This window comes from Trinickia dinghuensis (assembly GCF_003367175.1).
In the GTDB taxonomy this organism is placed as follows: domain Bacteria; phylum Pseudomonadota; class Gammaproteobacteria; order Burkholderiales; family Burkholderiaceae; genus Trinickia; species Trinickia dinghuensis.
Map to the genome: position 1 here is coordinate 119,069 of NZ_QRGA01000013.1, position 17,411 is coordinate 136,479.

At 67.6% G+C, this 17,411-nt stretch carries 16 protein-coding genes; 6 read left to right on the forward strand and 10 right to left on the reverse strand.

Annotated elements, in window-relative coordinates:
* Window positions 1–20: 20 nt before the first annotated feature.
* Together DWV00_RS22325 and DWV00_RS22330 are read right to left on the reverse strand one after the other, a co-directional pair.
* The gene (locus DWV00_RS22325; protein WP_115535794.1) at window positions 21–1,457 is read right to left on the reverse strand and encodes a helix-turn-helix transcriptional regulator; all 1,437 of its coding nucleotides are present in this window, start codon (window positions 1,455–1,457) and stop codon (window positions 21–23) included.
* Window positions 1,458–1,586: 129 nt separating this feature from the next.
* A complete protein-coding gene (locus DWV00_RS22330; RefSeq protein WP_115535795.1) occupies window positions 1,587–1,994 on the reverse strand; it encodes a hypothetical protein in 408 nt (135 codons plus the stop codon).
* A gap of 760 nt (window positions 1,995–2,754) precedes the next feature.
* Between DWV00_RS22330 and DWV00_RS22335 the strand changes: the two genes are divergently transcribed.
* Genes DWV00_RS22335 through DWV00_RS22350 form a run of 4 tightly spaced genes read left to right on the forward strand, consistent with a single transcriptional unit; the run spans window position 2,755 to window position 7,707 of the window.
* Window positions 2,755–3,231 carry a lytic transglycosylase domain-containing protein gene (locus DWV00_RS22335; protein WP_115535796.1) on the forward strand — a complete coding sequence of 159 codons (477 nt, stop codon included), beginning with the start codon at window positions 2,755–2,757 and terminating at the stop codon, window positions 3,229–3,231.
* Window positions 3,232–3,270: 39 nt separating this feature from the next.
* On the forward strand, window positions 3,271–4,494 hold the full coding sequence (locus tag DWV00_RS22340; RefSeq protein ID WP_115535797.1) for a DUF4915 domain-containing protein: 1,224 nt from the start codon (window positions 3,271–3,273) through the stop codon (window positions 4,492–4,494).
* A gap of 13 nt (window positions 4,495–4,507) precedes the next feature.
* Window positions 4,508–6,349: a 2-succinyl-5-enolpyruvyl-6-hydroxy-3-cyclohexene-1-carboxylic-acid synthase gene (gene menD, locus DWV00_RS22345; RefSeq protein ID WP_115535798.1), complete on the forward strand. Its 1,842-nt coding sequence runs from the start codon at window positions 4,508–4,510 to the stop codon at window positions 6,347–6,349.
* Between the two features lie 11 nt (window positions 6,350–6,360).
* The gene (locus DWV00_RS22350) at window positions 6,361–7,707 is read left to right on the forward strand and encodes a polysaccharide pyruvyl transferase family protein (protein WP_115535799.1); all 1,347 of its coding nucleotides are present in this window, start codon (window positions 6,361–6,363) and stop codon (window positions 7,705–7,707) included.
* Window positions 7,708–7,724: 17 nt separating this feature from the next.
* Here DWV00_RS22350 and sctT read toward each other — a convergent pair whose 3' ends face one another.
* Genes sctT through DWV00_RS22390 form a run of 8 tightly spaced genes read right to left on the reverse strand, consistent with a single transcriptional unit; the run spans window position 7,725 to window position 13,970 of the window.
* Complete coding sequence (sctT, locus tag DWV00_RS22355; RefSeq protein WP_115535800.1) at window positions 7,725–8,537, reverse strand: type III secretion system export apparatus subunit SctT; 813 nt, start codon at window positions 8,535–8,537, stop codon at window positions 7,725–7,727.
* On the reverse strand, window positions 8,534–9,067 hold the full coding sequence (locus DWV00_RS22360; protein WP_115535801.1) for a hypothetical protein: 534 nt from the start codon (window positions 9,065–9,067) through the stop codon (window positions 8,534–8,536). Before DWV00_RS22360 ends, sctT begins: the two co-directional genes overlap by 4 nt.
* On the reverse strand, window positions 9,064–10,425 hold the full coding sequence (gene sctN, locus DWV00_RS22365) for a type III secretion system ATPase SctN (protein WP_115535802.1): 1,362 nt from the start codon (window positions 10,423–10,425) through the stop codon (window positions 9,064–9,066). Before sctN ends, DWV00_RS22360 begins: the two co-directional genes overlap by 4 nt.
* 4 nt (window positions 10,426–10,429) lie before the next feature.
* Entirely contained in the window at window positions 10,430–11,383 is a 954-nt protein-coding gene (gene sctL, locus DWV00_RS22370) for a type III secretion system stator protein SctL (protein ID WP_115535803.1), read from the reverse strand.
* The gene (locus DWV00_RS22375) at window positions 11,380–12,081 is read right to left on the reverse strand and encodes a type III secretion protein HrpB4 (RefSeq protein ID WP_115535804.1); all 702 of its coding nucleotides are present in this window, start codon (window positions 12,079–12,081) and stop codon (window positions 11,380–11,382) included. The genes sctL and DWV00_RS22375 overlap by 4 nt, the downstream gene beginning before the upstream one ends.
* Window positions 12,082–12,106: 25 nt before the next feature.
* A complete protein-coding gene (gene sctJ / locus DWV00_RS22380) occupies window positions 12,107–12,895 on the reverse strand; it encodes a type III secretion system inner membrane ring lipoprotein SctJ (RefSeq protein ID WP_115535805.1) in 789 nt (262 codons plus the stop codon).
* Window positions 12,896–12,904: 9 nt separating this feature from the next.
* Window positions 12,905–13,378 carry a type III secretion protein HrpB2 gene (locus DWV00_RS22385; RefSeq protein WP_181885560.1) on the reverse strand — a complete coding sequence of 158 codons (474 nt, stop codon included), beginning with the start codon at window positions 13,376–13,378 and terminating at the stop codon, window positions 12,905–12,907.
* A 22-nt stretch (window positions 13,379–13,400) separates the two neighbouring features.
* Window positions 13,401–13,970 (reverse strand): HrpB1 family type III secretion system apparatus protein, encoded by a 570-nt coding sequence (locus DWV00_RS22390; RefSeq protein ID WP_181885561.1) that lies wholly within the window; start codon window positions 13,968–13,970, stop codon window positions 13,401–13,403.
* Window positions 13,971–14,250: 280 nt separating this feature from the next.
* Here DWV00_RS22390 and sctU point away from each other — a divergent pair, with 280 nt between their 5' ends.
* Together sctU and sctV are read left to right on the forward strand one after the other, a co-directional pair.
* A complete protein-coding gene (sctU, locus tag DWV00_RS22395) occupies window positions 14,251–15,330 on the forward strand; it encodes a type III secretion system export apparatus subunit SctU (RefSeq protein ID WP_115535808.1) in 1,080 nt (359 codons plus the stop codon).
* A gap of 16 nt (window positions 15,331–15,346) precedes the next feature.
* Complete coding sequence (gene sctV, locus DWV00_RS22400; RefSeq protein ID WP_115535844.1) at window positions 15,347–17,398, forward strand: type III secretion system export apparatus subunit SctV; 2,052 nt, start codon at window positions 15,347–15,349, stop codon at window positions 17,396–17,398.
* The last annotated feature ends 13 nt before the right edge of the window (window positions 17,399–17,411 follow it).

Genomic DNA, 17,411 nt, shown 5'->3' on the forward strand with positions numbered 1-17,411 from the left:
GCGCATGACGATCCGACCGCTCAACGCGCCGCGGTCATCGACGGCGGTTCGTTGTAGCGCTTCCGATAGCCGTTGAGCAGCGTCGAGCGATGCTGCAAACCCCAGCGGTTCGCGATACGCAGGACGCTGCCGTTGGGCATATCCTCGTCGAGCAGATCGTTGCGGATGTGCTCGAGCCGCTTCTGGCGAATCAGCTCGCTAGGCGAAACGCCGAGATAGCTCTTGAATGCGGCCTGCAACGCGCGTTCGGTCACGCCGATATGCGCGGCCACTTCGCTCACCGATAGACTCGACTCGCCCAGATGATCGACGAGATATCGATAGGCGCGCCGATAGCGGCCGGGCAAACGTGCACTGATGTCGTCGGCGACCGGTTGCGCGCGCTCGGCTGCTTCGCCGGCCGCGGTCGCGCTGTCCGCGCGCACGTGCTTGAGCGACAGGAGCGCGTAGCGCCGGTACAGCTGCGCGTGATCCTGCAGACGGCCTTGCCGCTCGCGAACCTTCGACTGGCAGTACAGGTATTCGAGGTACCAGCGTGCGTGCTGGTGCGCATGTGCCGGCGTATCGCGGAACAGGTACAGCATCGATTCGGCGACGCTCGGCATGTTCGCGGCCAAGGCCGCGAGCGCCACTTCGAGCCGCAGGCTGCGGTGGTATTCGTCGATTTTGGCCTCGACGCTCCAGCGCATATGCCGCTCCAGTTGAACGATCGCGCTGTGGCTGCCGCGCGCGAGCGCCTGCAGGTGCTGGAAGAAATCGATTCGCCGCGTGAGCACGCCGATTTGCGGCGCATCGGACTCGGCGAGCGCGGCCGCGTCCGTCGAGGCTTCGGCCGGCCGGAACTCGAGAATCGCCGAGCGCCAGTAGATGTGGTCGTCCAACGCGTCCGACGCGCGCAGCGCGTACTGCGCGAGGAACTCTTGGCGCAGCGCGTCGGCGAGCCTCGACCAGCGGCGCTCGTGCGCGTTGCCGGCAAGCGCGGCCAGCGCGTCCAGTCGCGCACGGGCGCCGTCCAGCCGCCCGAGATGGAACAGCGCAAGCGCCGCGCCAACGAGACATTCGAGCTTCAGTTCGACGCGTGCCGATTCGTCGTCGATCGCTCGCCTGAAACTGCGCAGCGCGGTGTCCAGATGATCGCGGAACAGCGCTTGCCAGCCGGCGTTGCGCGACAGCACCGCGCGCGTCTCGCCGCGCTGTCCGCGCACGGCGCGCTGGGCGTGGCGGTAACCGTCCTCGGCCTCCTCGTACCGGCCCAGCACGAGTTGGACATCGGCGTAAGCCTGCCAGTGCTCGTAGCACGGGGCGCTCGCGGATGCCGGCTGCTCGGGTTCGACCCGTGCGGCGGCGATCGCCGATGCTTCGTGGAATTCTCCGGCCAGCATCTTGGCGCAAAACGACGATGCCGGCTCGGTGGAAGAAAGCGCAGCCGCAACTGCGAAGTAGAGCGACGTAGGCATACCCAGCTCCTGTTCCGAATGACGATGAAAGCGACGACGAGTCGATGGCTTGCATCGTGACATCGGCAGGCGCCGACGCAGCCGTTCTTTGACGTTCTGTTACCTTTCGCACGGCTGCGTCGGCATCGCTCACTTCCTGGACAGCTGCTCCGTATCCTTCGCCGCGGTTTCAGCGATATTGAGGATGGTCTTCACGGCGTTCAACACGATGTTCGCGAGGCTCGATCCGATCGACATCAACGTACCCGCGACCGGCACGGCCTGCTGGAAGAATCGGTCGACCATTCCGAGCTTGCCCGGGCGATTCGGCTGACCGCCGGCACCACCGGACCCGAACGCCGGATCCACAGGCGGCATAGGAGGCATCCCGTGGGAATGCGGGGGGCCGGATGCCGGACGATGCTCGAGCGGATCGTTGTTGAACTCGTGAGTGTGGATCGTGTCGTCGCGGACCGATGGAGTCGGCGGCGAAGTATGGGTCAGCCGCTCGTCGTGCGTGAATCGATCTTCGGTCTCGGGCGACCCCGACCTATGCATCGGCCCGACACCGTTCCGCCCAGGACCCCGTCGAAGCGAATGCGCTCCTGCGAGTTCGTCGGGAGCGCTCCCCTCGTCGAATCGATGCTGACTGAGCCAAGTCGGACTTTCGGTATTGCGCCTCGCGGTCGGCGCATGCAGGCGCATAGGCGTCGGAGCGGAGCCGGTGGATAAGGTAGGACTCGGTGATCGTGGCACGCCGGTCGGGAGCCGATTCGTCACCAACGGAGAAACAGGAGAAACACTGCGCGCACGAATTCCATTCGCCGGCGCCACGCCGTCGCCCTTCAGTCCGCTGAGCATCGGGTTGTCCTGCAAAATCGAAGATCGCCGTTCGTGCTCGAGTTCTTCGACTTCGTGCCCGCCCTGCCCGGGGGCGATCCTATCGATCCGTTCCGTTTGGGAAACTTCGGGTGTTAATCCTCTCAAGCCAGGCATAACCGTTCCTCTCAACGACACGACGATCGCCGCGCGCTCACACCGAGCGCGTGAAACACCGCCTCGCGCACAGTTATAGCCCCGCGCACAGCATCCGGCCTAAGCACCGCGAAGTCGCGCCATCGAATCCGAAGCGGCCGCGCGCACCGCTGCTATCCCTAAGGTCGATGCGAACCGGACAACGCGAACCCGAAGCGAATCGCGCCGCGCATTTCACCGCGTGGCTAAAGTTCGATCCGCAAACCGCCGTCCGCGCACCCGTCGTCGTCATGCCGATGCGCCCGCACGGCACATCGAACTGATCGCTTTCCGAGGTTTGAACATGCGTATGCCGACCGATGCCTTCCGCCGCCACGCTCATCGCCGAATACGAATCGCCCTCGCGTGCGCGCTGCTCAGCGGCGCGCGTCCCGTGCTGGCCGACTGCTTCGACAGCGCCGCCGCCTACCAAGGCGTCAGCGCGCCGATCCTGCGCAGCATCGCCTGGGTCGAGTCGCACGGCAATCCCGACGCCGAACATCGCAACGCCAACGGCACCGTCGATATCGGCGAGCTGCAAGTGAATTCCTCGCATCTGAGCGAACTCGCGGTCTACGGAATCGACGCGCGGGCATTGCGCAACCCATGCGTCAACATCTATGTCGCCGCATGGCAATTGAAGAAGCAGATCGTCCGCTACGGCAACACCTGGGCGGCGATCGGCGCCTACCACTCGCAGACGCCTCGGCTGCGCGACGCCTACGCGCGCTTGATCCGCGCCACGCTGACGCGCTGGGGGCTGCTCGCCCAGAACCCATGAGCCTTGAGCCTTGATCCATCGCAAACAGGAAAAACGACGATGCCCCGACTACTCGTCAGTTTCTGCTACACACGCCCCTTGGGCCACGCGATCGCGCGCCTCGACACCGAGAACGGCGCGTTCGAATGGGTCGACGTAAGCAGCGTGCCGGCGCCCGTCTACGGTGCGGCGGGCCTCGTGCGCGTGGACATGCGCTACTACGCCGCGTTGCAGGTCAAGTTCGGCGAAGCCTTGGGCACCTACCTCGTCGAATTGGACGAGCAGGCTCGCGTGACGCGCGCGGCGCCGTTGCCCCATATCTATGACGCACATTCCATGATCGCGCACGGCGACGAACTATTGCTCGTCGGCAGCGGCACCAATCAAGTGTTCGCGCTCTCCTGGCCCGACGGCGGGCCGCCCGCGAGCCGCGTGTACTACGAGCAGGCGCCGGGAATCGATACACTGCATATGAATTCGCTGCAGGTTTTCGATGGCCGAGTCTATCTGTCGATGTTCGGTCCCCGGCCGGACGCCGAGTGGCATCACGCCGACGAAGGGCAAATCCTCGATCTGAATGCCGGAGGCGCCGTCGTCGCGCGCGGTCTGCGGCATCCGCACTCGCTGACGGTGGTCGGCGATACGCTGATGTGCCTCGATTCACGCAGCGGCACGATGATTCACGTCGCGGGCGATCCGCGCTCGTCGTTTGCGCGGCTGCCCGGCTATTTGCGCGGGGCGTGCGCGGTCGACGGCCGGCTGTACGTCGGAGCGAGCGTGACGCGCAAACGCAGCAAGAGCCGCGGGACCGCGAATGCGCCTCCGGTTTCGGTGCCCTCCCCCGACGCCCCCGCCATGCAGCGTGTCGCTGCGCCGACGGCACCGGGGATGCTTGCCTCGGACGGCTGCGGGCTGCATGTGATCGATGCTGCCGCCACCGCGTCCACCGGTGTTTCCATGAAGCATGCCGTGCTTGATGACGCTTGCGATTGGATCGACCTATCGCCGTTCGCGCCCGAACTGTACGACGTGATTCCCTGGTACGGCGCCCCCGTGCACGGCTCGCGCCCAGCCGCCATGGAGCAGCGGTTGCGCGCCGTCAACGACGAATTCACGGATCTCGTCGGCGCGTGGCGGCGGATGCTGCTGCAACGTCTGCATATGCGCGAACTCGTGCGGGAAATCGACGCGGCCCGCAGCGATCTGCCGGCCGTTCAGCGCATTGCTGCGCTCGCGCGCGAAACCGAACGGTTCTGGTCGGCCGATTGGCCCACGGCGAACTGAACGTGGAGGGCACATGAATTTCGACAGCGATGCCCGGCATGCCACGCGCACTGCTCAGCCGTATCGGCATGCGCAAGCGATCCGCGCGACGCCCGGTCGCGCAAGCGCTCCCCGTGAAGAATACACGCTCAATGACGTCTGGATAGGCGTGGTTCTCGACGCCCTTGCCGAAGCCGGAGTGCGGCGCGTCGTGCTATGTCCCGGCGGACGTTCGGCGTTGATGGTGCTGGCGGTGCATGAAGACGCGCGCTTCACGGCCCCGCTCGTCGCCAACGACGAGCGCAGCGCCGCGTTCGCGGTGCTCGGCATGATCCGCGCCGGCGGCGAACCGGCCGCGATCGTCACCACCTCGGGCAGCGCAGTGGCCAACGTGGTGCCGGCCCTCACCGAGGCACACGAGTGCGCGCTTCCGCTCGTGCTCGTGAGCTGCGACCGTCCGCGCTCGCTGCGCAACACCGGCTTCGGCCAGATGATCGACCACATCGGCGCCTGCCGATCGTTCACGCGAGCGAGCGTCGATCTACCCGACCCCGCCGCCGATCCGGCCTCGCTCATCGCGCTCAAGGACACGTTGACGGATGCGCTCGCCGCAAGCGGCGGCAGATTTCCCGGCCCGGTGCACATCAACGTCCCGCTCGACGGCTATTTCGACTCGTCCGAATCGGCTCCGGTCGAGCCGGAACTCGCGCGAAAGGCGCGCTCGCTTCCGGCAAGCGCCGGTGCGCGGGCCGCTCCCAGCCGAAGGAACGTCGACGTGCAGGCACTATGCGCGCGGCTCGGCATCCACAGCGCGATGCGTGCGCTCGTGATCGCCGGCCCCGACTGCGGTGTGCCGCCCGACACGCTTCGTGCGTTCGTGGCCGAGGCAGGACTGCCGGTTTTTGCCGACACGTCCAGCGGCCTGCGCGGCAGCGGGCTCGCCACGGTGCTGAACGGGCACGATGCGCTCACCTCGCCGGAGGCCGCATCGCTACCGCCACCCGAGCTGGTGATTCGCTTCGGCCTCGCGCCGGTCATGCCCGCCGTGCAGCGCTATCTGCTCGCGCATCCTTGCGCCACGCTGAAAGTGTCCCGCGTGCCGTGCTCGGCCGACTATCTTCATCCGCATTTCGAAGCGCTGGTCGCGCCGACGCGCGCGGTCCTGCTCGAGACCGCGAACGAGTTCAGCGGCGGCAACCCGCACTGGCTCGCCGCGTGGCAGGCGGCGGCATCCGCCGCCGCGCGGCAGCGGAATGCGATCGTCGATCGGCTCGGCTGGGGCGAGCTGCCCGCGCTGCGAACGGCGCTCGCACACGATGGATTCGCGTTCATGCATCTAGCCAACTCGACGCCGATCCGCCACGCGGATTTACTGTATGCAACGCGTGCAAAACCACAGGCGGTCTATAGCAATCGTGGCGTATGGGGGATCGACGGCACGCTTGGCACGTTCGTCGGCGAAGCGCACGCGCGAGGGGACGCCGGGCTTCTGCTCGTCGGCGATCTGGCGTTCCTGCACGACCTGCCCGCGCTCGCACTTGCGCAGCGGCTCGCAACCAGCGCTTGCCTCTGCGTGATCAACAACGGCGGCGGTGCGATCTTCGACTTCCTGCCGCTCTCGCGGCGGCCGCACTACGACGTGGCGGTCCGCAATCCACACGCCTTCGATGCCGAGCACATCGCCGCCGGCTTTGGGCTGCCGTACGCGCTAGCCGACAACATCGAGTCGCTGCGCGCCGCGCTCGACGCCGCATGCGCGCATCCGGGCGCGAGCGTGGTCGAAGTACGGGTGCCGCCCGGCTCGGCGCTTGCCGGCATGCGCGCAGTCGGTGCCGCCCGGCCGACGGCCCACACCATATCCCTACCTGGCCGATAAGGAACCGTCCGATGACCGCCTTGATGCGTGCCCCGGGCTCGCGCGAACAGCGCTTTCTGACCGCGCTCGATCCCGATGCGCTGTTCCTCGACGACATGCTCGAACTGATCGAGCGCGCCCGCGTGCGCGGACCGCGGCGCCGCGCACGCGACGGCGCGCTGCGCGTTTTGCTGCTCGGCTATGTCGGCGCCGGCAACACGGGCGCCGACGTGCGCGCGATCGAGGTGATCCGGCAGTTGCGCCGGACGTTCGCCCGACAGGCGATCACGGTGACGCTGCTCGCCATCGGCGACTTGCTCGACCATCCCGAGCTGGCCGGCGTTCATCGCTTCGTGCCGTCCACGCCGTATCTGCCCGACGCGCTCGATGCGGCGCTGCCCGATTTCGACCTGGTGCTCAACATCGAAGGCTCCACCTACACGTCGCGCTTCTCCGACACGCTCGCCGCCACGCTAATCGGCGGCATCTCGCTTGCCGATGCGCATGGCGCGCTCGCCTGCGCCTATGGCGCAGACGCAGGCACGATGACCGAGCGGCTCAGCGCGTTCGTGGCGTCGTCCGCCTCCGGCGCGCTGATTTACTGCCGCAGCCGCGGCGCCTTGGAACGGCTCGGCACACTCGGCCTCGCGCCCCTGCCCGGCGCGGACCCCGCTTGGCGCTACCGCGCTTCGCCGAATACGCTGCCGACGGCGCCTCGCCGCTTCGCGGCGCTCTGCCCGAACAATCCCTACTGGTGGCCCGTGGTGACCGACGGGCGCCGCGCACTGGCATTGCCTCGCGGGAGTGCCGGCTCGCCGCCGCGTCACGGCCCATTCACTTTCCACACCTGGGACGAGGCGCGCGCGCGAAGCTTTGCCCGATATGCGGACGGCTACGCGCTGCTCGCGAGGGCGTTGCGCCGCCGCGGGATCGAGCCCGTACTCGTGGCCATGGAGCGCGGCGATATCGCCGCCTGCGAAGCGATCGCCGCACGCTTGCCGGACCCGCCGCAAATCGTCGCGCGTCCGCGCGCGGCCATCGACACGGTGCTCTCGACACTCGCCCGAGCATGCTGCGTCGTCACGACGCGCTATCACGCCGCGCTGTTCGCGATGGCGCACGGCGTTCCCGTATTCGGCGTATCGATGGACGAGCGCATCGCCCAACTGTTCGACGACACGCAACTGCCCGAATGTGTGTTCGCCTGCGACGACCCGCGGTTTGCCTCGAACGTGCTCGAACGGATCGACGCCGACGCGCTGCGCTCGCCCGAACGGCTCTTGAACGCCTACGCAGCCTTGGCCGCAACCCAGATTGAGCGCCTCGACGGGATGGCAACGCGCCTCGCGGACGCACTCGAAAAACGCAAGGCGGGCTGAGAGCTGAGGTCTCGATCTCAATGCCCGCCGAGGGCGGCTTTGAGCACGTCGGCGATATGCAGCAGCGAAAGCTGATCGCGCACCTGTTCGATGAACGTGCCGATCAGCAGCGCCAGCAACAGCACGGCGAGCCCGCCCTTGATGGGCTGACTCAGTTCCATCAGATCGAGCTTTTGCGCGGTACGCGCAACGAGCGCCAGCCCCACGTCGACGAGCAGCAGCAGCATCACGGCCGGCGCCGCCAGCTTCGCGATCGAGATCATCAGCGAGTCGGTCTGCTTGAGCGCGAACGATGCGATGATTTCGGCCGGGACCGGCGTGAACCGATCCACCGGAAGCCAGCGGTACGACTGAAAGATCGCGCCGAGCAGGAAGGTCATCCCGCCCAGCGTCCAAAACGCCATCGACGCGCACAGGCTCATCAGCGTCGAGGTCAGCGAGGTCTGCTGGCCTTGGCTCGGATTGACCATCTGGATGTGGTTGTAGCCGGTCACATCGTCGATATACGCGCCGACCGACTCGGCGAGCCAGAACACGCGCGACGCGAGAAACGCGATGACGAGCCCCACCACCGCCTCCTTCGCGGCCACCTCGACGAGGTACAACCCGTGCAGCCGCGGCATCAGCCCCCGCTGGCCGAATGCGACGAAGCCGCCCCACAGCGCGACGATCGCGGTCCGCGTGACGCCCTGCAATACGTTGTCGCCCGTCGGCGGAAACACGATCATGACGACCATGATGCGCACCGAGCACAGCGTGACGAGGATGAACAGCGTCATCAGCGAACTGCCGATCTGTTCGAGCCCGCCGAAATAGTCGAACGGATTCATCGTCCCCCTCCCGCCCGCACCGTCCCATTCGATGCCCGGCCGGCAAGACGCCGCGTGCCGACCATGTCCTCCGCCTCCTCGTCCTGCCGATCCGCGTCCTCTCGTTCCGCTTGCGCCCGCGATTGAGCCAAACGCGCCTCGCATTGGCGAACGCGCGCATCGTTGCGCATGATTTCGTTGCGCGTGCCGGCGATGCCCGCTTCGATTCGCTCCAGCGCCTCGCGCGCCTGCGTCACCGCCGCGGCCTGCGCGCGACAACGCGTTTGCGCATCGTCGCGCTGCGCCTGCCAGCCGAGCAGCGTGTCGATACGCACCGGCCGGCGGCCGGTCTGGAGCGAATCGATGCGCGCCGCGTGCGCCGCAACGGTATCGTCGAGGCGCGCCAGCTCGTCCTCGCGAATTCGCACCGCCTCGCAGGCCTCGTCGCGCTGCGTGCGCTCTTCTCCGAGCCGCGCGCGCAGCGTCTCGTCGGCGCGGCGCAGCCGCTGCACGATCGCGCCCAGCGCGTGGTCGATCCGAGCGCGCGTCATAGGCCGAGCATCTGCAATTGGTCGAGCGTGTCCTCGCGCCCACAGACTTCATCGACCGGCTGAGAAAGAAACGCGCGAATCGCATCGATCGAGCGCACCGCGTCGTCCGCCACGGGATCGTTTCCCTCGCGGTATTCGCCGAGCGCAATCAGCGTCTCGATGTCGCGGTGCTTCGCCATCAGCCGGCGCACTCGTGCCGCGGACTCGCGATGCTCCGCGTCGGTGACCTGCGGCATCACGCGAGATAGGCTCGCCAGCACGTCGATTGCGGGGTATTGGTTTCGCGCGGCAATCTCGCGCGAGAGGATCATGTGGCCGTCCAAAATCCCGCGCACTTCCTCGGCGATCGGATCGCCCGCGCTTTCGTCCTCGGCCAGCACCGTATAGAGCGCGGTGATCGAGCCGTGCTCCGAAAGCCCGGCACGCTCGAGCAGACGCGGCAACTCGGCGAAGATCGACGGCGGAAAGCCGCGCCGAGCCGGCGGTTCGCCCGCGGCCAGGCCGATTTCGCGCTGCGCCCGGGCAAAGCGCGTCAGCGAATCCATCATCAGCAAGACGCGCTTGCCGGCATCGCGGAAGTATTCGGCGATCGCAGTGGCCGCATAGGCGGCCTTGGCCCGCTCGATCGACGAACGATCCGACGTTGCACACACGACGATGGAGCGCGCCATGCCGTCCGGACCGAGAATCTGCTCGACGAACTCGCGCACTTCGCGGCCCCGTTCGCCGATGAGCGCAATCACGTTCAGGTCGCAGCGCGTGCCGCGCGCGAACATCCCCATCAGCGTACTCTTGCCGACGCCCGCCGGGGCGAAGATCCCCATCCGCTGTCCTTCTCCGAGCGTCATCAGCGCATCGACCACGCGCACGCCGGTGTCGAGGCGCTCCTCGAGCAGCGGCCGCGTCATCGGGCTCGGCGGATCGGCGTGAATCGGGCGGTACTCCGCGGCGTCGATCGGGCCCCGCCCGTCGAGCGGATTTCCCATGCTATCGATCACGCGTCCGAACAGCACGTCGCCGACCGGCACGGTCAACGGCCGCCGCAGCGGTACCACCCGCGTCTCGCGTGAGAGCGCCCCCGCGCGGCCGAACGGCGAGAGCAGCGCGGTTTCGCGCGCAAAGCCGACCACTTCCGCGTATTGCAACAGCGCGCCGCTCGCGCCGCGCAGTTCGCAGAGTTCTCCGAGTTCGACGTCGACGCCGCCCACGCGCAACAGCGTGCCGATCGCCTCGAGCACCTTGCCCTGCGCCGAGATCGGGGAATGCCGGTTCAACTCGACAGCGATCGTGTCGGTCAGCTGATCGAGTTCCTCGCGGGTTTCAGGGTCGGCGGCCCAGGCCGGTTCGGCATCGTTCATTCGATCACCCATGCGTTTCCAGCACGTTCCAATCCGGCGCGCCGTCGCTGTCCGCATCGTCGGCGTTCGTGTCGTCATCATCATCGTCCGGGACGTCATCGGCGTCGTTGCCAAGCCGCGCTTCGTCGGCCTCGATGCCGTCCGGAACCGCACTCGGCGGCTCGCCATCCGTGCCCGCCACCGGATCGCGCGCATCCCCGTCATCGCCGTCATCCCCACGCCGCCCCTCGCGCTCGGCCCGGCCGGCGCGCCGCACGGCACGCTCCACCGCGGTGCGCACCGCATCGAGCTGGACCCGAAGGCTGGCGTCGACCGACCCGATATCCGTCTCGCACAGACACGCCCCCGGTTCGAGCGAGGAATCGGCGCTGACAGTCAGCGCAACGGCGCGCCCGAGTTCGTGCCAGCGCTCGGCGGCGCCTTCGAATGCGAGCGCGGCCGCCTCATGCTCGTCCGGATGAACGTGGACGCGCAGATAGCTGCCGCCGTCGACGATCCGCTCGACCGCTTCAGTGGCGCGGGCAAACAGCGCGGCGGGCGATTCCGTTGTGACGATCTTCTCGACCGCGCCCACCACGAGTTCGGCAATCCGCGAGCTCAACGAGCGCTGCATCGCGTGCCGCTGGGCGAGCTGGCGAGCCGTCCGCCCGTACCAATCGGCGAGCGCGTCGCGGCGCCCTGCCTCGTAGCCGCGCTCGTGCGCCGTATCGCACTCGCGCTGCGCGGCCTCGTGCAACGCTTGCGCGTCGCCGGCCGCCTGCGCGATCAGCGCGGCCGCTTCCTCTTGGGCAGCGGCGAGGATTTCGCGATGCTGCCGCGCAAGCGCCAAGCAGCCTTCATCGAGTTCGACGAGTTGCGCGAGCGTCTCGCGCCGCACCACCGCTCCCTCCACGCCGACGCCGATCCGTTCGCCGCACGAGAGCGGCTCGGAAACGTGCCTTCTGAGCCAAACGATCATGCCCGCTCCTCGAAAAATTCCGGAAGGCGCCGCACCACGGCGACACCGTCGCTGATACCCGCCGCCGCGCCCGCATCGTCCGTCCAATCGGGCGGCGCCAAACCGGGACGCCAAGCCAGACGCGCCAATGAAAGCGGCGCACGCGGCCCGCACCATCCCGCGCGCAAGCACAGGCTGAATCCTTCCCAAGCGAGCGCCTCGTCGTCGAGTTCGTCGAGCGGCGGCATACCCGCAACCCTCATCAGCCGGTCCAACTGCGGCGGATGCGGCATATTCATCAGCCAGCGCAGCACACCCGAGGCCTCGCTCCCGAGCCACGCGGACAGACGCGCGCGGCTGCCCCGATCGATCCAGTAACGCAGCTCCGCACGCCGAAAATGAAGCGCGCGCAGCCGGAGCGCACGCAGCAGTCCGTCCATCGGAAGCGCGGCGAGCACGCCCTCGTCGCCGCGAAACGCATCGAGCGGCGGCGGCGCGAGACCGAATCCGCGCAGGCAGGTGTCGACCGCGCGAAGATGCCGCTGCCGCGCCTGCTCCGATCCGTCCTGCTTGGCCGCCTCGCGCAACGCGGCTCGCCAGTCGCCGCGCAGCCAGTCCTCGTGGATCCACTCGAACAGCGCGAGGCGATTGGCCGCGTATTGCCGCACGCGCTGGGCGAGGACGTCGGCGATGCCGCCGTTCCCGTCGAGGTCGGTCATGGCGCGCCCTTGTCCGCCGGCCGGCTCACGGCGCCTCGCCCGAGTCCTTGCGGACTCGCGCCAGGCGTGCCCCGAGCGTGCCGGCCGCCCCTGGCGACCGAGAAAAAGCCAGCAGCACGAACGCGAGGACCACGATCGCCGCCCCCGCGATCAGCGCACCGATCCCGCGCGGCGCCGGGGCCGGGCGGCCCACCGCGAGATCGAGCGGATCGGCCTGCACGAGCGTCACGCTGACGCGGTCGTATTGCAGTCCCTCGACGCTGCCCACGACCAAGTTCTTGATCTGAGGCGTGAGGGTGGCCAGATTCGCGCCCGGCTGATATTTGATGAAAACCGACGCCGACGACGGCTTGATCGTGGTGGCGAGCGGATCGTTTTGGGGCAGCACGATATGCACGCGCGCCACGACCACACCGTCGATCTTCGACAACGTGTCGGACAGCTCTTGCGAGAGGCCGTAGATGAAGCGCACGCGCTCTTCGGTCGGCGTCGACACGAGGCCGTCTTGCTTGAACAGATCGCCGAGATCGTCGAACTTGCGGGCCGGCAAACCGCGCTCGGTCAAGACCTGCATGGCGTGCACGATCTGGCCGTCGTCGACCATGGCGCTCCAGGTCTTGCCGCCGTCCGACGTCGACTTCTCCGCATGGATCCCCGCCTCGAGCAAGGCGGCCACGATCTCATTGCAGTCGCGCTCGCTCAGGTTGCCGTACAGCTCCTTCTGGCAGCCGGCGAGCGCCATACACAGGGCGAGCGAGACGCACAGTGCGACACGTCGAGCTGTGCGGGCGCCGCCAAGCACGGTCCGGTTCATATCGTTGGTTCACTGGTTCTTCATCAGCGTTTCGATGGCGTCTTTCGACGAAGTCACCACGCTCATCTTCGCCTGCAAGTCGACCTGCAGGCTCCCGGCCTCGATCTGCACCTGCATCGCCGCGGCGCCGAACTGGGATATCGTCATCGAATTCTCATGCTGCAGGATGAACAGCATGTCGTTCGACACGTATTGAATCGCCATGTCTTCGTTGCGCAGCAGCTGTCCGATCCACGCGCCGCTTTCGGACTCCGGCGCCTGGACGGGCGGCAAGCGGTCATGCGCCATCAGCTTGGAAAATCGGGCCGCGAGCGGCGCGTCGATTGGGGGCAGCGGCGCGGGCGGATCGACCTGCACGGATGACTGAAGGCCGACCTGGGCCGGCGATCGCAGATCGGTCGGTAGCGGCGGCTGCAGGAGTGCAGGCCCCCCGGCGGGCGGCGGAGGCGGCTGCAGTTGCGCGAGCGCGAGCATGACATCCATGATGGCCTCAGCAGATCGTCGTTCACAGGCGCAGGTACTGCGGTTCGGGCGCCGGTGCAGCCGGTGCAGCCGGTGCGTGCGGCTCGGCGCCCGCCGCCGCGCCGCCGGTGCCATGCAGGGTGCGCAGCGATTCGGGCTCGGTGAATCTGCCCGTGCGCAGCGCGACCATCCGGGCATCCTCCATATCGTTGCGCGCAACGAGCGCCTGAGCGAGCAGCCGCACCTGCGCGTCGGCCCGCGGATCGTCGAGCAGCTCGAGCGCGAGTTGCCGCCACGAAACGTCGGAGGTCGCGTCGAGGCAGTAGGCGAGCATCGCCTTGCTGCCCGGCAGGCATTGCGAACTCGCCGCCAGCGTGCTGAACGTCTCGATCGCCGCATGCCAGTCGGCGCGCACGACCTGTACGAAGCCGTCGAACATTCGCAGCTCGGGCAGCTCGGGGCGCAGCAGATGCAGCGCGTCGAGCAGCTGCTCGATGTCCTCGACATCGGCTCGCGTTGCCGGAAACTGATCGGCAAGCGCGACGCGCAGGACTTCGGTCAGGCCGCCCACCAGCTCGGCGCTGGCCTGTATCGCATCGATAGGTTCGTTCATCTGGGTTCCTCTCGTTGAGTGACTGAGTGACGCCGGTTGGATGTCTGCAAGGTAGCAAACGAGGCACGGCCGGCCGGTCGCGCGATCCGAAGCGCTATGCGGCCGCCCGAAGTCGACGCATGCGGCGGGCGCGATCGGTTGCCGTGGGAGCCGAGAAGCATTCGGTGCGCGAAGCCGCGTTCGCCCCCCCGCGCCACGCTTCGCGTCGATCGCGCGATGCGCCGCCGCGCGCGGATAAGGTCGTGCTCTCCCGGATCGATCCGTCCTCACGCGAATTCCCATGGCCACGGAAAAGACCGAACAAGCGACGCCGAAGAAGCTGAAGGAAGCCCGCAAGAAAGGCGCGGTGGCCCGCAGCACCGACGTCGTCGCCGCGGCGACGCTGCTCGCGACGCTCTGCGCGCTGGGCATCGGCAAGGGTCTCGTGCTGGATATGTTGCGCAAGGGCCTGCAAGACGCGCTCGACTTCGTCGAAGGCCCACGCTCGATGCAGGCGCTCGCCGCGACCTTGACGCATCTCCTCGCGTTCGCGGCGCTGGCCTCGGTTGCCATCTCGCTGGTCGGGCTGGTCGGTGCATTGATCGGCGGCGCGCCGCAAGTCGGGCTGCAGATCTCGTTCGAGCCGGTGATGCCGAAACTCGAATCGATCAGCCCGGCGGCCGGCCTGAAGCGGATTTTCTCGGTACGCTCGCTGTTCGAATTCGCCAAGATGGCGATCAAGGCCGCGATTCTCGCCGTCGTGCTCTGGCGCACCATGCTGTGGCTGTTTCCGCTCGTCATGCGCGGCGTCTACGAGCCGATCGATCAGCTCGCGGCGCTGCTCTGGTATGCGCTCATGCGCCTGCTGGCCATCGCCGTGGTGTTGTATATCGTCATCGGCGCGGCCGACTGGATGGTTCATCGCTGGACCTTCCTGCGCTCGCAGCGCATGAGCAAAGACGAAATCAAGCAAGAACACAAGAGTTCGGACGGCGATCCGAAGATCAAGCAGGAGCGGCGCAAACGCGCTAGGGAAATGACACGCCCGCAGCGCAACGCGCAGGCCGCGGTCGCGCGCGCGAACGTCGTGGTCGTCAATCCCACCCACTACGCGGTGGCGCTGCGCTACGCGCCCGACGAATACCCGCTGCCGATCGTCTTGGCCAAGGGCTGCGACGCCGAGGCGCTGCGGCTGCGCCAAGCGGCGATGCGCTACGACGTGCCGATCGTCGCGAACCCGCCCGTCGCCCGTGCGCTGCACGAGTTCGCGGTGGACGCGCCCATCCCCGAGGAAATGTTCGAAGTCGTCGCCGCGATCTTGCGTTGGGTCGATGCGATCGGCGTGCATCGCGCGCCCCCGGCCGGCCATCCGGCAGCCTGAGTATGAAGGAAGCCCCATGCTGAAGAACCTGCATTTGCCGGCCGGTGGCGAAATCGGCATCGCGGTGCTGATCGTCGCGATCGTTTCGCTGATGATCCTGCCGCTTCCGCCCGCGGCCATCGACGTGCTGCTCTCGGTCAACATCTGCATCAGCGTCACGCTGCTGATGATCACGCTGTACGTCCCGACGATCACGCAGATTTCCGTGTTTCCGTCGGTGCTGCTGTTCACCACGCTGTACCGGCTCTCGCTGAACATCGCATCGACCAAGTCGATCTTGCTGCATGCGGACGCGGGACACATCATAGAAAGCTTCGGTCAGCTCGTGGTCGGCGGCAACCTCGTCGTCGGACTGGTCGTGTTCCTGATCATCACCACGGTGCAGTTCATCGTGATCGCCAAGGGCTCCGAGCGCGTGGCCGAGGTCGGGGCGCGCTTCACGCTCGATGCGCTCCCCGGCAAACAGATGAGCATCGACGCCGACTTGCGCGCGAACATCATCACGCCCGACGAAGCACGCCGCAAGCGCGCCCGCCTCGCGATCGAAAGCCAGCTGTACGGCGGCATGGACGGCGCCATGAAGTTCGTCAAGGGCGACGCCATCGCCGGGCTGCTCATCACGATGGTCAACATGCTGGCCGGCATCGCCGTGGGCATGGCCTATCACGGCATGAGCGCCGGCGAGGCGGCGAACCGCTTCTCCATTTTGTCGGTCGGCGATGCGATGGTGTCGCAGATCCCCTCTCTGCTGATTTCCGTGGCCGCCGGCGTGATGATCACGCGCGTCAACGACGACAGCGCCGAAGGCGCCGGACGCTCGCTCGGCGAGGAAATCCTGCGCCAATTGACCGCGAGCGCCAATGCCCTGCTGTTCGGCAGCGTGCTGCTGCTCGGCTTCGCGCTCGTGCCCGGGTTTCCGTGGCCGTGGTTCGTCCTGCTGTCCGCCGGGCTGGGGTACGCGTCTTACCGTTTGCGCAAGACCAAGCCGCATGGCGACGGCGGCGCCGCGAAGCTCGGCGCGTTGCAGCGCGCCGGCGCGAAGAACGAAACGGCCGCGATCCTGCCGCGGGCCCCGCAGTTCACCAGCGCGATCGGCGTACGGCTCGCGCCGGACCTTGCCGCCAAGCTCGCGGCGCTTTCTCTGAACGACACCCTGGAGACGCAGCGGGCGCGGCTGCAGGAGGAAATCGGCGTGCCGTTTCCGGGCATCGCGATGTGGATCAGCGACACCCTGCCGAGCAATACCTACGAAGTCCTGCTGCACGACGTGCCGCATGCGCGAGTCGAGATGCCGCCCGGCAAGGTCCTCGTGCCCGACGCCACGGCCGATGCGGCACTCGCCGCGCGCTGCGAGAAACGCGGTCCGGCCGGCGGGCTCCCGCAAAGCCATTGGATCGGCGAGCGCGAGGCCCCGGCCGATCGGACCGTCTGGCGGGCCGAGCAGGTCATCGCGCACGACACGGTCGCACTCGTGAGGCTGCGCTCGCACCTGTTCGTCGGCATTCAGGAAACCCAATGGATCCTCGATCAACTCGGCGCGGAGTTCCCGGGGCTCGTGGCCGAAGTGCAGAAGGCCCTGCCGCTTCAGCGCATCGCCGACGTGCTGCGCCGTCTGCTCGAGGAGCAACTGCCGATCCGCAACGCGCGCGGAATCCTGGAGAGCCTCGTGGTGTGGGGGCCGAAGGAAAAGGACATGCTGATGCTGGCCGAATATGTGCGCGGCGACTTGTCGCGCTATATCGCCTACCGCGCGAGCGGCGGTGCGCCGATCCTCGAAGCGGTGCTGCTCGGCAACGACGTCGAGCAGCATATCCGCCAGTCGATCAAGCAAACCCCGACCGGCAACTTCCTCGCGCTGCCGCCCGACGAGATGGGCCGGCTCGTCGAACGTATCCTTTCGTTCGCCGGCGACTCGCCGCGCGCGGGCATCGCACTGGTGACGTCCATGGACATTCGCCGCTACGTGCGCCGGATGATCGAATCGCGCGCCGCGTGGCTCGCCGTCCACTCGTATCAAGAACTCGGCGAGCATGTCGAGTTGCGCCCGTTAGGCCGCGTCACGCTGTAGCGAGCGTCCGCAA

Coding starts and splice junctions, on each gene's coding strand:
- DWV00_RS22325 (WP_115535794.1), bottom strand. CDS start 1,457: ATGCCTACGTCGCTCTACTTCGCAGTTGCGGCTGCGCTTTCTTCCACC.
- DWV00_RS22330 (WP_115535795.1), bottom strand. CDS start 1,994: ATGCATAGGTCGGGGTCGCCCGAGACCGAAGATCGATTCACGCACGAC.
- DWV00_RS22335 (WP_115535796.1), top strand. CDS start 2,755: ATGCGTATGCCGACCGATGCCTTCCGCCGCCACGCTCATCGCCGAATA.
- DWV00_RS22340 (WP_115535797.1), top strand. CDS start 3,271: ATGCCCCGACTACTCGTCAGTTTCTGCTACACACGCCCCTTGGGCCAC.
- menD (WP_115535798.1), top strand. CDS start 4,508: ATGAATTTCGACAGCGATGCCCGGCATGCCACGCGCACTGCTCAGCCG.
- DWV00_RS22350 (WP_115535799.1), top strand. CDS start 6,361: ATGACCGCCTTGATGCGTGCCCCGGGCTCGCGCGAACAGCGCTTTCTG.
- sctT (WP_115535800.1), bottom strand. CDS start 8,537: ATGAATCCGTTCGACTATTTCGGCGGGCTCGAACAGATCGGCAGTTCG.
- DWV00_RS22360 (WP_115535801.1), bottom strand. CDS start 9,067: ATGACGCGCGCTCGGATCGACCACGCGCTGGGCGCGATCGTGCAGCGG.
- sctN (WP_115535802.1), bottom strand. CDS start 10,425: ATGAACGATGCCGAACCGGCCTGGGCCGCCGACCCTGAAACCCGCGAG.
- sctL (WP_115535803.1), bottom strand. CDS start 11,383: ATGATCGTTTGGCTCAGAAGGCACGTTTCCGAGCCGCTCTCGTGCGGC.
- DWV00_RS22375 (WP_115535804.1), bottom strand. CDS start 12,081: ATGACCGACCTCGACGGGAACGGCGGCATCGCCGACGTCCTCGCCCAG.
- sctJ (WP_115535805.1), bottom strand. CDS start 12,895: ATGAACCGGACCGTGCTTGGCGGCGCCCGCACAGCTCGACGTGTCGCA.
- DWV00_RS22385 (WP_181885560.1), bottom strand. CDS start 13,378: ATGGATGTCATGCTCGCGCTCGCGCAACTGCAGCCGCCTCCGCCGCCC.
- DWV00_RS22390 (WP_181885561.1), bottom strand. CDS start 13,970: ATGAACGAACCTATCGATGCGATACAGGCCAGCGCCGAGCTGGTGGGC.
- sctU (WP_115535808.1), top strand. CDS start 14,251: ATGGCCACGGAAAAGACCGAACAAGCGACGCCGAAGAAGCTGAAGGAA.
- sctV (WP_115535844.1), top strand. CDS start 15,347: ATGCTGAAGAACCTGCATTTGCCGGCCGGTGGCGAAATCGGCATCGCG.